The sequence below is a fragment of the Enterobacter cloacae complex sp. GYL001 genome, assembly GCF_049237125.1.
GTDB lineage: Bacteria > Pseudomonadota > Gammaproteobacteria > Enterobacterales > Enterobacteriaceae > Enterobacter > Enterobacter hormaechei_C.
The window spans coordinates 217,605-233,269 of record NZ_JBMKGW010000002.1 but is presented as its reverse complement, the minus strand read 5'-3'; the positions used below and the strand labels follow the sequence as shown (position 1 = coordinate 233,269).

The window sequence follows — 15,665 nt, the reverse complement described above, 5'->3', positions numbered from 1 at the left end:
ACTCCAGAAAGATTCACAATTTGCGCGCGATAATATCACACTTGTTTTGTTACGCACGGTTCCACCAGCCACTTCTGCCAGCTTGTGGTCACCTGCGCGCGTTCATCGGCGAAACAGTCCAGCGCCACATGGCCCGGCTGTTCCTGTAAGGCCAGATGGTGCAACTCATCACGCAGCGTGGTGTAGGCGCGGGTTAATGCCTGCGCCTCCTGCTCATCCATAATGTCGTTCTGCGCCAGCAGTTCCAGTATGCGCACGTTATCCGACCAGCGGGTCAGCTTCGGCTTATCGTGCGCGTGCAGCAGCACCAGGTACTGAGTGATAAACTCGATATCGGTAATGCCGCCTTCATCGGCTTTAATATCAAAGCGATCGCGATGTTTGTTGCCAAGGTGCGCGCGCATCTTCTCCCGCATTTCCCGCACTTCGGTTTGCAGCGTACTGCCCTCGCGCGGGGTCGTCATGACCGCCTTGCGGATCGCATCGAACTGCGTTTTGAGCTGCGGATCGCCGTATACCACGCGGGCGCGCACCAGCGCCTGATGCTCCCACGTCCAGGCTTCGTTCTTCTGATAGTCGGCGAAAGCCTCCGTCGAGGTGACCAGCATGCCTGCCGCGCCGGACGGGCGCAGACGCGCATCCACTTCATACAGAATGCCGGATGAGGTGCGGGTGCTAAACAGGTGCATAATGCGCTGGGCCAGACGCAGGTAGAACTGCCGCCCGTCAATCTCACGTTCGCCGTCGGTCATGACGTCTGCCGGACAGTCGTGGAGGAAAATCAGATCCAGATCGGAGCTGTAGCCCAGCTCCCAGCCGCCCAGCTTGCCGTAACCCACCACCGCAAAACCGCGGCCTTCGCGCTCTGCAAGGTGTTTCGGCTGCCCGTAGCGGGCCACCATCTGCACCCACGCCTGATGGACAACCGCGTCGATGATCGCTTCCGCCAGCCAGGTTAAGTGATCGCTCACTTTCATTACCGGCAGGGTGCCGGCGATATCTGCCGCCGCCACGCGCAGCATCTGCGCCTGCTTAAACTGACGAAGCGCCTCAAGCTGTTGCTCTTCGTCCTCTTCCGGTACGCGCAGCAGATACTGACGCAGCTCGTCGCGGTAGGCATCCGTCGCCGTAGGCTGATACAGCGTATTCGGGTCGAGCAGTTCGTCCAGCAGCAGCGGATAACGCGCCAGCTTGTTCGCCACCATCGGCGAGGCGGCACAGAGGGAAATCAGGTGCTTCAGCGCGCCGGGAAACTCGCTTAACAGCTCAAGGTAAGTGGTACGCGTGACGATCCCGCTCAGCAGCGGCATCATGCGCGACAGCGGCACCGGCGCATCCTCGCGGGAGCAGACATCGCTCAGCAGATGCGGCATCAGATGATCCAGCACCTGACGACCGCGCGGGCCAATGGCGCGTTTGTTCAGTTCGAAGCGGAAATCGGCAATCAGCGCCACCACGCGATGGCGGGCATCGTCGCTTAAGTGCGCCAGCACCGGCGTGGTGTCATCTTCCTGGAGCGCGTCCTGCCACAGCTCGCGCCAGTGCTCGGAGAGCGCATCGTCCTGCGATTCGCTTTCGTCGTCGCCGATCAGATCGTTAAAGATGCGGCGCACGCCCGCCATATGCGCTTCCAGCCGTTGCGTCAGCGCCGCCCAGTCATCCACCCGCATCCCCCAGGCCAGACGCGCCCGGTTCAGCTCGTCGCCCGGTAACGTCTGGGTCTGTTCGTCGTTGATACTTTGCAGCAAATTTTCCAGACGACGCAGGAAGAGATAAGAGTCACGCAGCGTTTGCGCATCGCCTTCCGGCAGCAGATGCAGCTGCTCGATAGCGCTCAGCGTCGGCAGCAGCGAGCGGGATTGCAGAGAAGGTTCACGCCCGCCGCGTATCAGCTGGAAGACCTGGACGATAAATTCGATCTCACGAATACCGCCCGCGCCGAGCTTGATGTTGTCTTTCAGGCCACGGCGACGCACCTCGCGGGCAATCATCCCTTTCATATTTCGCAGGGACTGGATCACGCTGAAGTCGATGTAGCGGCGGAACACAAACGGGCGCAGCATGGCGCGCAGCTCGTTGGCCCAGGCATCGTCGCTGTCACCCATGATCCGCGCTTTGACCATCGCGTAACGCTCCCAGTCGCGCCCCTGCTCCTGGTAATAATCTTCCAGCGCGGCAAAGCTCAGCACCAGCGGACCGCTGTCGCCAAACGGACGCAAACGCATGTCCACGCGGTAGACAAAACCATCCTGGGTGGGCTGATCCAGTGCCTTAATCAGCCGCTGCCCCAGGCGAGTAAAGAACTGGGCGTTGTCCAGCTCGCGACGACCGCCGCGCGTGGAGCCGTTCTCCGGCCAGGCAAAAATCAGATCGATGTCTGAGGAGAAATTGAGCTCGCAGCCGCCCAGCTTGCCCATCCCCAGAATCAACAGCGGTTGCGGAACCCCGTCTTCGCTGCACGGCGTGCCCCACTCTTTACAGCAGGCGGCGTAGAGCCAGTCCCGCGCGGCGACAATCAACGTCTGCGCCAGCTCGCTCAACTGCTGCAAGGTACTCTCTTCGCTCACCAGCTCCAGCGCCTGCGCCCAGGCAATGCGTACCATCACCCGGCGGCGGAACTGACGCAGTACGCGCATCAGCGTGGCTTCGTCTGCCACCTCTGCCAGCGCGGTTTGCAGCCAGCCAGCATAATGCCGCCACTCGTCAGCCTGCGGCGGCGCGCTTTCCAGCTCTGCCAGCCAGTCCGGGTTGGCGCTGACGCTCTCCTGCACAAAATCACTGAACGTGAGCACGCTTTTCGCCTGCTCGCTTAACGATGACGCGGGTAACGACTCAGGCAGGCGTTCGCAAACGGTCTGCCAGTGCTGCTGTAACTGTGAAGAAAGCGGCATATCAGGGGTTCCTTGCCAGAATTAACGTTTTCCGCTGTGCAGCCAGTACGGATCTTGCGAAATGGCCTCGTTGCGGAAATGCTCGATCTCGATCTGCTGACGGGTCTCGATGGCATGCTTCAGCCCCTGCCAGTTCTCCAGCCAGGCCTGCGCCTTCACGCCCTCATACGCACCTGACAGCAGCAACATGCTGTCGATGTTACGCGCCAGGCGGGGAAGCTGATCGCCATACTGGTCGCCCAGCGGATGCGCAAAGGTGGTTCTCAGCTCGGCCGCGTGACGGGAGAGGTGGATATCCGCAAAACGTTTGAAGTTTTCCGCGATTTTGGTCTGCCCTTTCGCATCGAGGAACGTGCGCCAGCCGCGCGTCACCAGAAACTCGGTCAGCGCCAGTTTCGCGCCGGCGTTTTGCGGGCTGTAGATCGCCGTTTGTGCCGACACGTCGGAAAGCATCAGCGTTTCGGTTTGAGTGAGCAAATCACGTAAGTGAGTGCTGGCTTTACGCGGTACAATGCCGCCAAAGAGCGTCAGGGTATGACGCACCAGCCCCATAGCGGCCAGCACCTGTTTTTTGGCATTTTTCACGTTACGCGCCCACAGCTCCTCGTGGTACTGCCACTGAGAGAGCGCCAGCTCCAGCGCCGCTTCCATGCCCTGCTCAACGGAGGCTTTCGGCACAACGCGCAGAATCGGGGTTTCTCGCAGCACGCGCGGCGCATTCCCGGCGGCCAGGTGATAGCCGCGTGCCGCTTTACTCAGGCTGCCCTGACGCAGGCCAGGCTGGTTCACCAGCTTGTGCGCCAGCTTCAGCACGTCGCTCGCCTCGCCTTCCAGCAGTTCGAGTTCCAATTCGCAGATCGGCTCCTGCTCTTCACCCGCCTTAATTTCACCCCGATCGAACGCGATCTCAATGCGGCTCTTGCCTTCCGTCACCAGCCATTTTTCGCGCCAGAAATCGGTGCTGAACAGCGGTTGCGCCTCTGCCGACAGCGTTGCGGGCAGCGTCCCTTCCGGCCACACTTCCGCCGGAAAACGATCCAGCTCAAGTTCTGGCTTACTGATGTCGATATTGTATTCCGGACGCTGGTGCAAACCGCCCACCACGCGACCGGCGATTTTCATCGTCATCTCGTAGCGCCCGTTCGCACCCCGGATGCGCAGGCCCATATCGTGGTTGCGCAGCCAGTTGTCCGGCGTTTCGTAATAGATGTTGAGCAGCTGTACGGGTTCATGGTGCTCGCCGGACAGCGTATTCAGATGCTGGCGGAGCGCGTCAGCGCTGTCTTTTTCGACGATAAACTTTAATTCGATCTCTTGTGCCATAGCCTTGTACTTTTGCGTGCGTCACAGACGCGTCGATGAAGGCGAACTTCCTCGCCATTTATTTGTCAGTACATAGTATTTTGCGCCAAATTGCCACGCAATGAGCAATTTGACGGGCGTAAAAGTTTAAAGCGGTGGAAATCATGACACAGATGATTCCGATTGATGATGAATCCTTTGCGTAGCGACACTGATACCACTACTATCGTTCCACTTTTTATGAAAATAACGACTGATATGCTTAAATTACGCCTGATTGGACTTACTTTACTCGCTTTTAGCGCCGCAACCGCGGTCCACGCTGAAGAGAAACGTTACGTTTCTGATGAACTGAATACCTGGGTACGCAGCGGCCCTGGAGACAATTATCGCCTCGTGGGTACGGTAAATGCCGGCGAGGAAGTGACTCTGCTGCAAACCAATGCAGACACCAATTACGGTCAGGTTCGTGACAGCTCTGGCCGCACCTCATGGATCCCGCTGAAAGAGCTGAGCACGGTGCCGAGCCTGCGCACCCGCGTGCCGGACCTGGAAAATCAGGTGAAAACCCTGACCGATAAGCTGAACAACATTGACGGCACCTGGAACCAGCGCACCGCAGAGATGCAGCAGAAAGTGGCGCAAAGCGACAGCGTGATCGCCGGTCTGAAAGATGAAAATCAGAAGCTGAAAAATGAGCTGATCGTCGCGCAGAAGAAAGTGAACGCCGCGAATCTACAGCTGGATGACAAACAACGCACCATCATCATGCAGTGGTTTATGTATGGCGGCGGGGTGCTGGGCGTCGGTCTGGTGCTGGGTCTGGTGCTTCCTCACCTTATCCCAAGCCGTAAACGTAAAGACCGCTGGATGAACTAACTCGTCTTCTCTGCCACACTTACGTATCATCTTGCGAAAAGAGAAAACGGGAGTGTTGGCGTGAAGAGTTATCTGGTCGGTGGTGCGGTACGTGATGCGTTATTAGGTCTGCCGGTCAAAGATAAAGACTGGGTCGTGGTCGGTGCCACGCCCGAAGCGATGATTGACGCGGGCTACCAGCAGGTAGGCCGCGATTTTCCTGTGTTCCTCCATCCGAAAAGCCGGGAAGAGTACGCCCTGGCGCGTACCGAACGGAAATCCGGTTCCGGTTATACCGGCTTCACCTGCTATGCCGCGCCGGATGTGACGCTGGAGCAGGACTTACTGCGCCGCGATCTCACCATTAACGCCCTGGCGCAGGACGAAAACGGCCATATTATCGACGTCTACGGCGGCCAGAACGATCTGCGCGACCGTCTTTTACGCCATATTTCCCCCGCCTTTTCTGAAGATCCGTTACGCGTACTGCGCGTGGCGCGTTTTGCCGCCCGTTATGCCCATCTCAGCTTCCGCATCGCCGACGAGACGATGGCGCTGATGACGGCCATGACCGACGCGGGCGAGCTGGAACACCTGACGCCAGAACGCGTCTGGAAAGAGACCGAAAACGCCCTGACTACCCGTAATCCGCAGGTCTTTTTCCAGGTTCTGCGCGACTGCGGGGCGCTGAAAGTGCTGTTCCCGGAAATAGATGCGCTGTTTGGCGTGCCCGCCCCGGCGAAATGGCACCCGGAAATTGATACCGGCATTCACACCCTGATGACGCTGAGCATGGCCGCCATGCTCAGCCCGGAGGTGGACGTGCGCTTTTCCACCCTCTGCCATGACCTCGGCAAGGGGTTAACGCCAAAGGAGTTGTGGCCACGCCACCACGGGCACGGTCCGGCTGGCGTGAAGCTGGTTGAAGGGCTTTGCCAGCGCCTGCGCGTGCCGAATGACATTCGCGATCTGGCAAAACTGGTGGCCGAGTTTCACGACCTGATCCACACCTTCCCGATCCTGAAACCCGCTACCATCGTCAGGCTGTTTGATAACATCGACGCCTGGCGCAAACCGCAGCGCGTGGAGCAAATTGCGCTGACCAGCGAAGCCGACGTGCGCGGCCGCACCGGGTTTGAAGCGTCCGATTATCCACAAGGTCGTTTGCTGCGTGAGGCGTGGGACGTGGCGAAAGCGGTGCCAACAAAAGAGGTGGTGGAGGCAGGGTTTAAAGGCCCGGCGATCCGCGAAGAGCTGACGAAGCGGCGGATTGATGCGGTTGCAGCGTGGAAGGAAAAACGTTGCCCTCAGCCGAAAGACTGAGGGCGGTCGGTCATCAGAAGAAGACCACGTACACGGCAGCCGCGACGATAAAGCGGTAGATCGCGAACGGAATAAACGAAATACGCTTAATCAGTTGCAGGAAGGTTTTGATGGCGATCAACGCCACAATAAAGGCGGTGATAAAGCCCACGGCGAACATCGGAATGTCGCCCACGGTCAGGAAGCCGATGCTTTTGTAGAGATCCAGCGCGGTGGCGCCCATCATCATCGGCACCGCCAGCAGGAACGAGAACTCAGACGCCGCGTAACGGCTCACGCCCATCAGCATCCCGCCGGAAATGGTTGCCCCTGAACGGGAGAAGCCCGGCCACAGCGCCAGACACTGGAAGCAGCCAATCATAAACGCCTGGCGATACGTCATATCGTCCAGACCTTCCGCACGCGGGGTTTTTGGCTTCAGCACTTCGGCGGCAATCAGCAGGAAGCCGCCGACAACCAGCGCGTACATCACGTTAATCGGGTTGAAGAGCGATTTAATGGTGTCGTGGAACACCAGCCCCAGCACCACCGCCGGGATCATCCCGAGCAGAATATGAATCAGCGTCAGGCGCCCTTTGCCCTCTCCTTCACGCTGCGGCAAACGCCCGAAGTGGATACCGATCAGACCAAACAGACGTCGCCAGAACATCACGACCACCGCCAGGATAGAGCCCAGCTGGATCACCACCTCAAACGTCTTTGCGGTATCGCCTTCAAAGCCCAGGAGATGGCCAACGATAATCATATGGCCCGTACTGGACACCGGCAAAAACTCCGTCAATCCTTCGACCACACCCAGTATTGCCGCCACCAGCAGCGAGTGCATATCGCTCATCTATAAACCCCTAAAAAGATATAAAAAAACGGTGTCCCACGCGGACAACCGTGAAAGATACAGCTTTAAGACCGATATAACCTAAAATGGTTTAGCTATTATGACGTTAAATCTTTCCTTTCAGATTTGTGCCACGCTCGATAATCACGCCCACATTGGCGGCGCGCGCCACCGCTCCCGGCTTGCTTAGCTTAATGCGCACCCATGGGGAGTTAAATTTGCTCAGCAGCAGGTCTGCTACCTCTTCCGCCACGCGTTCTACCAGCGCAAAACGTTGCCCTTCAACATGGGCGATGACCGTTTCACTGATGTCGGCGTAGCTCAGACAGTCATTCACATCATCGCTTTTTGCTGACTTGCGGTTGTCCCAGCCCATTTCGATATCGAACACCAGTTTCTGCTCGATGGTCTGTTCCCAGTCGTAAACACCAATTGTGGTGATTACCGAAAGTTGCTCTATAAATACAATATCCATCACGACCTGCCTGCTTTTTGGCTAAACCGGATACCACTTCCGGCGAATTATGCGTATTATCCACAGATGCTGAGAATACAGATACATTTTCAAAACGGAACAGCGTTATGAGTGCAATCGCGCCTGGAATGATTATCCTCGCCTACCTTTGCGGCTCAATCTCCAGCGCCATTCTGGTCTGCCGCATCGCCGGGTTGCCTGACCCGCGTGAAAGTGGTTCCGGGAATCCGGGGGCGACCAATGTACTACGAATTGGCGGCAAGGGAGCAGCCGTAGCGGTTTTGATTTTTGATGTTCTGAAAGGAATGCTTCCCGTCTGGGGCGCGTATGCGCTCGGCGTCACACCCTTCTGGCTGGGGCTGATTGCCATCGCCGCCTGCGTCGGCCACATCTGGCCCGTTTTCTTTGGTTTTAAAGGCGGTAAAGGCGTTGCCACCGCGTTTGGCGCGATTGCGCCGATCGGCTGGGATCTCACCGGCGTGATGGCGGGCACCTGGCTGCTGACCATTCTGCTGAGCGGTTATTCGTCGCTGGGCGCCATCGTCAGCGCACTGATCGCCCCGTTTTATGTCTGGTGGTTTAAACCGCAGTTTACCTTCCCGGTGTCGATGCTCTCGTGTCTGATCCTGTTGCGCCACCACGACAACATTCAGCGCCTGTGGCGGCGTAAGGAAACCAAGATCTGGACGAAGCTCAGGCGTAAAAAGAAAGACGCTCAGTAAACCGTTCGTTATGCCTTATAACCAAATGTGATTTTTGTCACCTTCTGCCTGTGGTAACTGTTAGAGACACAACACAACCACACAAAAAGAAAATGGCAGAAATCACAGATTCAACTCCCCTTCCAACGGCAGGAAATACCCCGGATGGCGACATCAAGTGGGTGCGTAGCGCATCGGACGTTTCACGTCTCGTTAATGACGGCTCTCAGGGCCGGGCCAATGCCCGCATCGTGGTCGGTATCGCGCTCGGGGGAATTTTCCTCGATGCCTACGATCTCGGCGCGCTGGCATTCGGCATCAAAGACATCACCCGCGAATTTAACCTGACGCCCGCCGGTACCGGCATGGTGGCCTCGGCGATTACCTTTGGCGCGATTGTCGGGGCGCTGCTCGGCGGCTATCTTACGGATAAAATCGGGCGCTACCGCGTCTTTATGGCCGACATGGTGTTCTTTGTCGTTGCCGCTATCGCCTGTGCGCTGGCCCCGAACGAATATGTGCTTGCGGGCGCGCGCTTTGTGATGGGTCTTGGCGTTGGGATCGACCTTCCCGTCGCGATGGCGTTTCTCAGCGAGTTCGCCAGGCTGAAAGGCCCGGGGAATAAAGCCTCCAGCGTCGCAATGTGGTGCCCCACCTGGTACGCGGCCATCAGCATCTCTTATCTTCTGGTGCTCTTCTTTTACGCCGTGCTGCCGGAAAGCCACAGCGACTGGCTCTGGCGTCTGATCCTTGGCTTTGGCGCGGTGCCCGCGCTGGTGATTATCGCCATCCGCAGCCGCTATATGAGCGAATCCCCGGTCTGGGCGGCGAATCAGGGCAATCTGAAGGAGGCGGCGTCCATCCTGCGGCAGTCTTACAATATTAATGCCCACGTACCGCAGGATGCGCTCGACCAGCCCGCGCCTGTCGTGAACAAGGCAAAATGGTCGAACTACCTGAACCTGTTCCGCGGTATCTATCTGCGGCGTACCACGCTCGCCACGCTGCTGTCAGTGGTCTCCTCGTTCGCCTATAACGCCGTAGCCTTTGGCCTGCCGGTGATCATCTCCAGCTTCTTTGTGCAGTCGATGCTGACCACCATTCTGATCTCGCTGGCGCTTAACCTGCTGTTCGCATTTGTCGGCGGGCTGCTGGCGGTGCGCTATGTTCCGCGCTTCGGCGCATGGCGGATGTCACTGGCGGGTTATGCGTGCCAGCTTGCGGCACTGCTCGGCCTGGCGCTGATTGGCCGCCCTGACGGGGCTACGGAAGGCGTGGTCGCCGTCGCGATGCTGGCGCTGTTCCTGTTTGGTCAGGGTTTTGGTCCAGGTGCGCACACCATGACGTTTGCCTCCCTGAGCTACCCGACCTCGCTGCGCGGCGTGGGCGTGGGGCTTAACCAGACGCTGATGCGCAGCAGTTCAACGCTGTCACTGTTTCTGTTCCCGCTGCTGGTCGCCTCGCTGGATACCGCCGTGTTCTGGGTGATTGCGCTGGCGCCGTTTATCGGTCTGGCGTCGCTGCTGGCGATCCGCTGGGAGCCGTCGGGGTATGATGTGGATGCAGAGGATTATCGCTAGCCTTTCTTGCCGGGTGGCGCTGCGCTTACCCGGCCTACATTACTGAAACCGGCTCACATGAGCCGTTTTTTTATCCATAAGCGACTCATATGACAGCCTTCATTTCCGCCAGGGCATACTGAAACGTACCCCGATAGTGTGGAAATGGAAGCACCATGTTAGCAACTCAGGTCACTGATAATTCATACAAAGGCTGGCAGGCCTCGCTTGCCCTCCAGTTTTGTCATACCCCTGAGAAAACCCTCCTCCATTCCGCGCGTCACAGCGGGCCGCTCACCGTTCAGCGTCCGTTTTATCCCGAAGGGGAAACCTGCCACCTTTACCTGCTGCACCCGCCAGGCGGAATTGTGGGCGGAGATACGCTGGATATTTCCGTGCGGCTCGACGCCAAAAGCCATGCCCTCATTACCATGCCCGGCGCCAGCAAGTTCTATCGCAGCAACGGCCCGCTGGCCTGCCTCAGTCAGCATTTTTACCTCGACGAAGAGGCCACGCTGGAGTGGCTGCCGCAGGACACCATTATTTTCCCCGGCGCTAACGCCGCGCTGCGTTCCGTCTTTCACCTGCACGCCACCAGCACGCTGCTGGCGTGGGAGCTGTACTGTCTGGGCCGTCCGGTGATAAACGAAACCTTCAGCCACGGCACGCTGGAGAACCGCCTTGAGGTGTGGGTGGATGGCGAGCCGCGTCTGATTGAGCGACTGCATCTCAGCGGTGGCGATCTGACGCCAGTCGCGGACCATCCGTGGGTCGGCACGCTGCTGTTCTATCCGGCCCGGGAAGCACTTCTCGACGCGGTGCGTGCGCTTCTCGCCCCGCTGGAAAACGTTGGCGGGGCGACGCTCACCGACGATCTGCTGTCGGTGCGTTTTCTCTCCCACGACAACCTGATTTGTCAGCGGGTGATGCGCGATATCTGGCAGTCGCTTCGCCCGCTTTTAACTTCCAAAACCGCCTGTTCGCCGCGCATCTGGCAAACATAAGAGAAACGCTATGGAACTGACTCCCAGAGAAAAAGACAAGCTGTTGCTGTTCACCGCCGCGCTGGTTGCCGAACGCCGCCTCGCGCGCGGGGTAAAGCTCAACTACCCGGAATCGGTCGCGCTGATCAGCGCCTTTATTATGGAAGGCGCGCGCGATGGCGAAACCGTCGCCTCGCTGATGGAAGCCGGCCGCCACGTCCTGACGCGCGATCAGGTGATGGAAGGCGTGCCGGAGATGATCCCGGATATCCAGGTGGAAGCCACCTTTCCGGACGGATCCAAGCTCGTCACCGTCCACAACCCGATCGTGTAAGGAGCGCGTGATGATCCCAGGCGAATACCGGATCCAGTCCGGAAACATTGCTCTCAACGTCGGGCGCGAAACCCGAAGTGTGATCGTGGAAAACCACGGCGACAGGCCGATCCAGGTCGGATCGCACTACCACTTTTACGAGGTCAACCCGGCGCTGAAGTTCGATCGCGAAGCCACCCGAGGTTACCGGCTGAACATCCCGGCCGGCACTGCCGTGCGCTTCGAGCCCGGCCAGAAGCGGGAAGTGACGCTGGTGCAGGTGACGGGCGCACAGCGCATTTTCGGCTTTCGCGGCGAGGTCATGGGCGAGGTGAAACATGGCTGAGATTTCACGCCAGGCGTATGCCGATATGTTCGGCCCCACTACCGGGGATAAAGTGCGGCTGGCCGACAGCGAGCTGTGGATCGAAGTGGAAGACGATCTCACGATCTACGGCGAAGAGGTTAAATTCGGCGGCGGAAAAGTGATCCGCGACGGCATGGGACAGGGGCAGATGACCGCCGACGACTGCGTGGATCTGGTGCTCACCAACGCGCTGATCGTCGATCACTGGGGGATCGTGAAAGCGGATATCGGCGTAAAAGATGGGCGGATCTTCGCCGTCGGCAAAGCCGGAAACCCGGACATCCAGCCCGGCGTGACGATCCCGATTGGCGCGGCAACGGAAGTGATCGCCGCCGAAGGGAGGATTGTCACCGCCGGCGGGATCGACACCCACATCCACTGGATCTGTCCGCAGCAGGCGGAAGAGGCGCTGGTGTCTGGCGTCACCACCATGATCGGCGGCGGCACCGGGCCTGCGGCAGGCACAAACGCCACCACCTGCACACCGGGGCCGTGGTATATCGCCCGCATGTTGCAGGCAGCCGATACGCTACCGGTGAATATTGGCCTGCTGGGTAAAGGGAACGGCTCCAACCCGGACGCGCTGCGCGAGCAGATCGCCGCAGGTGCCATCGGGCTTAAGATCCACGAAGACTGGGGCGCGACGCCTGCGGCCATCAACTGTTCGCTGGAGGTCGCTGAAGAGATGGATATTCAGGTGGCGCTGCACAGCGACACGCTGAACGAGTCCGGTTTTGTCGAAGACACGCTGGCCGCCATCGGCGGGCGCACCATCCACACCTTCCACACCGAAGGGGCGGGCGGCGGCCATGCGCCGGATATCATCACCGCCTGCGCGCACCCGAATATTCTGCCCTCCTCCACCAACCCGACGCTGCCCTACACGGTCAACACCATCGACGAGCACCTGGACATGCTGATGGTTTGCCATCACCTCGACCCGGATATCGCCGAGGACGTGGCGTTTGCCGAATCCCGCATTCGCCGGGAGACCATCGCCGCCGAAGACGTGCTGCACGATATCGGCGCGTTCTCGCTCACCTCGTCAGATTCACAGGCAATGGGCCGCGTGGGGGAAGTGATTATCCGCACCTGGCAGGTGGCGCACCGCATGAAGGTGCAGCGCGGCGCACTGCCGGAAGAGACCGGCGATAACGATAACTTCCGCGTGAAGCGCTATGTCGCCAAATACACCATCAACCCGGCGCTGACCCACGGCATCGCCCATGAGGTCGGTTCTATTGAGGCGGGCAAGCTGGCGGATCTGGTGGTCTGGTCCCCCGCCTTCTTTGGCGTCAAACCCGCCACCATCGTCAAAGGCGGGATGATCGCCTGCGCGCCGATGGGCGACATCAACGCCTCGATCCCCACGCCGCAGCCGGTACATTACCGCCCGATGTTTGGTGCCCTTGGTGCCGCACGCCACGTCACGCGGCTGACGTTTGTCTCTCAGGCTGCTGATGTCAGCGGCATTCCGCAACGGCTCGGACTGCAAAGCGCCACCGCGGTGGTGAGAGGCTGCCGGTCGGTGAAAAAGGCCGACATGATCCACAACGATTTACAGCCGAATATCACCGTTGACGCGCAAACCTATGAGGTACGCGTCGACGGCGAATTGATCACCAGCGAACCGGCAGAGGTTTTGCCGATGGCGCAACGCTATTTTCTGTTTTGAGGAGTCATGATGATCTATTTAACCCAACGCCTGGACCATGCGCATCCGATTACCGCCAGCGTCACGCTACCGATTGATGTGCGGGTAAAAAGCCGCGCCCGCGTGGCGCTGAACGACGGCCGCGAAGCCGGGCTAATGCTGCCGCGCGGCCTGCTGCTGCGCGGGGGCGACCTGCTGACTACCGACGATGGCAGCGAGGTGATTGAAGTGATCGCCGCCCCGGAGTCGGTTTCCGTGGTGCGCTGCGCCGACCCGTTCCTGCTCGCCCGCGCCTGTTATCACCTGGGCAATCGTCACGTACCGCTGCAAATAATGCCTGGCGAACTGCGCTACCACCACGACCACGTCCTCGACGATATGCTGCGTCAGTTCGGGCTGGAGGTGACCTTCGCCAGCCTGCCATTTGAACCGGAAGCGGGCGCTTACACCAGCGATGCCCACAGCCATAGCCACTCTCACGCTCATTCACATTAAGGACTCATCATGCGCAAGTACTTACCGCTGTTACTGCTGGCTTTTTCCGTTCCCGCGCTCGCACATCCCGGCCACGGGACCGACAGCTTCCAGGCCGGATTTCTCCATCCGCTGACCGGGCTGGATCACCTGCTGATGCTGACGGGGGCTGGCGTGCTCTCCGCCCTGAGCGGCCGCAAGCTGCTGTTGCCGTTAGCGACGCTCGGCATGATGCTTGCTGGTGCCGTTGCGGGCAGCCTGCTCGGCGGCTTTAGCGGCATGGAGATGCTGATTATCGCCTCGCTGGCGGTCTGCGGCGTGATGATGTTTAAGACTGAAAATCGCCTGCTGCTGGCGGTGCCAGCCCTGGCGATGTTCCACGGCTGGGCGCACGGCGTGGAGATGTCCGGCCACAGCTTCTGGCTCTTCACCAGCGGGTTTATGTTAGCCAGCGCCACGGTGCTGTGTGCCAGCTTCGCGGCAGGGCTGCTGCTGCGCCGTCACGACGGCCTGCGTAAAACCTTCGGCGGCGGGCTGATCGTCTCCGCCCTGCTGGCGCTGATGAGCTGATGGAGCACGCCCGCCAGCGGCTGCGCCTGATGCAGCTCTCCAGCAGTAGCCTGCCGGTCGGATCGTTTACCTGGTCGCAGGGGCTGGAGTGGGCCGTTGAGGCCGGGTGGGTCACGGACGCTGAGGCCTTCAGGCGCTGGCAGATCCAGCAGATGGAGCAGAGCTTTTTCTGCGTCGACCTGCCGCTGTTTATCCGCCTGTATCGTGCCTGCGAGAAGCAGGACGTCGCGACAGCAAAACGCTGGACGGCATACCTGCTCGCCTGCCGGGAAACGCGCGAGCTGCGCGATGAAGAACGCAACCGTGGGGCGGCCTTTACGCGCCTGATTAAAAGCTGGGAACCCGCCTGCCCGCCAGAATGGCTGCCGCTGTTGATGCGAAGCCAGCTCGGCGGCATGGCGTGGCTCGGCGTGCGCTGGGGCATTAGCGCGCGCGAGCTGGCGCTGAGCCTCGGCTACAGCTGGATAGAGAGCGCGGTGATGGCGGGCGTCAAGCTGGTGCCGTTTGGGCAGCAGGCCGCACAACAGCTGATTATCGACCTGAGCGACCATTTTGCCGCCGGGTTTGAACAGGCATTTTTACGTGGCGACGACGCGCTGGGGGCCGCTACGCCGCTGTCGGCCATCGCCTCCGCGCGCCATGAAACCCAATATTCACGACTATTCCGTTCCTGAGGAGTCAACATGGCTGATTACAAACATCCCCTGCGCGTGGGCGTGGGCGGCCCGGTAGGGTCGGGCAAAACCGCCCTGCTGGAAGCGCTCTGCAAGGCGATGCGCGACACCTATCATCTTGCGGTGGTGACCAACGATATCTATACCAAAGAGGATCAGCGCATCCTGACCGAGGCGGGTGCGCTGGAGCCAGAGCGCATCGTGGGCGTGGAAACGGGCGGCTGCCCGCATACCGCCATCCGCGAAGATGCCTCAATGAACCTGGCGGCGGTGGAAGCGTTGAGCGAGAAGTTCGGCAATCTGGATCTGATCTTCGTGGAAAGCGGCGGGGATAACCTGAGCGCGACCTTCAGCCCGGAGCTGGCGGACCTCACCATCTACGTCATCGACGTGGCCGAAGGGGAAAAAATCCCGCGCAAGGGCGGGCCGGGGATCACTAAATCCGATTTTCTGGTGATCAACAAAACCGACCTCGCGCCGTACGTCGGTGCGTCGCTGGAGGTAATGGAACGCGACACTAATCGCATGCGCGGCGAGCGTCCGTGGACGTTTACCAACCTGAAAGCGGGTGACGGTTTAGCGACGATTATTGCGTTTCTGGAAGAGAAAGGAATGTTGCGGGTGTAGGGTGGTTTATTGCACGTTAGCACACGTGGATCTTGTAGGCCCGGTAAGCGCAGCGCCAC

Annotated in this window: 16 protein-coding genes; 12 read left to right on the top strand and 4 right to left on the bottom strand. The window is 59.7% G+C overall.

Translation table 11 applies throughout. The annotated features are described in order from the left end of the window. Positions 1-35: 35 nt before the first annotated feature. Positions 36-2,891 carry a bifunctional [glutamate--ammonia ligase]-adenylyl-L-tyrosine phosphorylase/[glutamate--ammonia-ligase] adenylyltransferase gene (gene glnE / locus ACOTWU_RS05190; RefSeq protein WP_040118126.1) on the bottom strand — a complete coding sequence of 952 codons (2,856 nt, stop codon included), beginning with the start codon at positions 2,889-2,891 and terminating at the stop codon, positions 36-38. 21 nt (positions 2,892-2,912) lie between these two features. Then, the gene (locus ACOTWU_RS05185; protein ID WP_017384034.1) at positions 2,913-4,214 is read right to left on the bottom strand and encodes an inorganic triphosphatase; all 1,302 of its coding nucleotides are present in this window, start codon (positions 4,212-4,214) and stop codon (positions 2,913-2,915) included. A gap of 237 nt (positions 4,215-4,451) precedes the next feature. Between ACOTWU_RS05185 and ACOTWU_RS05180 the strand changes: the two genes are divergently transcribed. Both ACOTWU_RS05180 and ACOTWU_RS05175 read left to right on the top strand, forming a co-directional pair. Then, positions 4,452-5,072 (top strand): TIGR04211 family SH3 domain-containing protein, encoded by a 621-nt coding sequence (locus tag ACOTWU_RS05180; protein ID WP_001303390.1) that lies wholly within the window; start codon positions 4,452-4,454, stop codon positions 5,070-5,072. 60 nt (positions 5,073-5,132) lie between these two features. After that, on the top strand, positions 5,133-6,374 hold the full coding sequence (locus ACOTWU_RS05175; RefSeq protein ID WP_023304444.1) for a multifunctional CCA addition/repair protein: 1,242 nt from the start codon (positions 5,133-5,135) through the stop codon (positions 6,372-6,374). 13 nt (positions 6,375-6,387) lie between these two features. On the opposite strand, the gene bacA is transcribed toward ACOTWU_RS05175, so the two are convergent. Then, positions 6,388-7,209 carry an undecaprenyl-diphosphate phosphatase gene (gene bacA, locus ACOTWU_RS05170; RefSeq protein ID WP_003862545.1) on the bottom strand — a complete coding sequence of 274 codons (822 nt, stop codon included), beginning with the start codon at positions 7,207-7,209 and terminating at the stop codon, positions 6,388-6,390. A gap of 106 nt (positions 7,210-7,315) precedes the next feature. Continuing rightward, positions 7,316-7,684 carry a bifunctional dihydroneopterin aldolase/7,8-dihydroneopterin epimerase gene (gene folB / locus ACOTWU_RS05165; RefSeq protein WP_015571902.1) on the bottom strand — a complete coding sequence of 123 codons (369 nt, stop codon included), beginning with the start codon at positions 7,682-7,684 and terminating at the stop codon, positions 7,316-7,318. A 107-nt stretch (positions 7,685-7,791) separates the two neighbouring features. Between folB and plsY the strand changes: the two genes are divergently transcribed. From plsY to ureG, 10 genes are all read left to right on the top strand, one after another. Then, complete coding sequence (gene plsY, locus ACOTWU_RS05160; protein WP_017384031.1) at positions 7,792-8,406, top strand: glycerol-3-phosphate 1-O-acyltransferase PlsY; 615 nt, start codon at positions 7,792-7,794, stop codon at positions 8,404-8,406. A 92-nt stretch (positions 8,407-8,498) separates the two neighbouring features. Then, complete coding sequence (locus ACOTWU_RS05155; RefSeq protein ID WP_040118127.1) at positions 8,499-9,965, top strand: MFS transporter; 1,467 nt, start codon at positions 8,499-8,501, stop codon at positions 9,963-9,965. A gap of 155 nt (positions 9,966-10,120) precedes the next feature. Then, positions 10,121-10,948, top strand: a complete 828-nt coding sequence (locus ACOTWU_RS05150) for an urease accessory protein UreD (protein WP_015571905.1) — start codon at positions 10,121-10,123, stop codon at positions 10,946-10,948. Between the two features lie 10 nt (positions 10,949-10,958). Further along, entirely contained in the window at positions 10,959-11,261 is a 303-nt protein-coding gene (locus tag ACOTWU_RS05145) for an urease subunit gamma (RefSeq protein ID WP_003862556.1), read from the top strand. Positions 11,262-11,271: 10 nt separating this feature from the next. Further along, the gene (locus ACOTWU_RS05140; RefSeq protein ID WP_015571906.1) at positions 11,272-11,586 is read left to right on the top strand and encodes an urease subunit beta; all 315 of its coding nucleotides are present in this window, start codon (positions 11,272-11,274) and stop codon (positions 11,584-11,586) included. Then, positions 11,579-13,282 carry an urease subunit alpha gene (gene ureC / locus ACOTWU_RS05135; protein ID WP_040118128.1) on the top strand — a complete coding sequence of 568 codons (1,704 nt, stop codon included), beginning with the start codon at positions 11,579-11,581 and terminating at the stop codon, positions 13,280-13,282. The genes ACOTWU_RS05140 and ureC overlap by 8 nt, the downstream gene beginning before the upstream one ends. A 9-nt stretch (positions 13,283-13,291) precedes the next feature. After that, positions 13,292-13,756: an urease accessory protein UreE gene (gene ureE / locus ACOTWU_RS05130; RefSeq protein ID WP_017384028.1), complete on the top strand. Its 465-nt coding sequence runs from the start codon at positions 13,292-13,294 to the stop codon at positions 13,754-13,756. Between the two features lie 9 nt (positions 13,757-13,765). Then, positions 13,766-14,305 (top strand): HupE/UreJ family protein, encoded by a 540-nt coding sequence (locus ACOTWU_RS05125; protein ID WP_015571909.1) that lies wholly within the window; start codon positions 13,766-13,768, stop codon positions 14,303-14,305. Continuing rightward, positions 14,305-14,979, top strand: a complete 675-nt coding sequence (locus ACOTWU_RS05120) for an urease accessory protein UreF (RefSeq protein WP_017692647.1) — start codon at positions 14,305-14,307, stop codon at positions 14,977-14,979. The genes ACOTWU_RS05125 and ACOTWU_RS05120 overlap by 1 nt, the downstream gene beginning before the upstream one ends. Before the next feature lie 9 nt (positions 14,980-14,988). Further along, entirely contained in the window at positions 14,989-15,606 is a 618-nt protein-coding gene (gene ureG / locus ACOTWU_RS05115; protein ID WP_014071813.1) for an urease accessory protein UreG, read from the top strand. Positions 15,607-15,665: the final 59 nt, after the last annotated feature.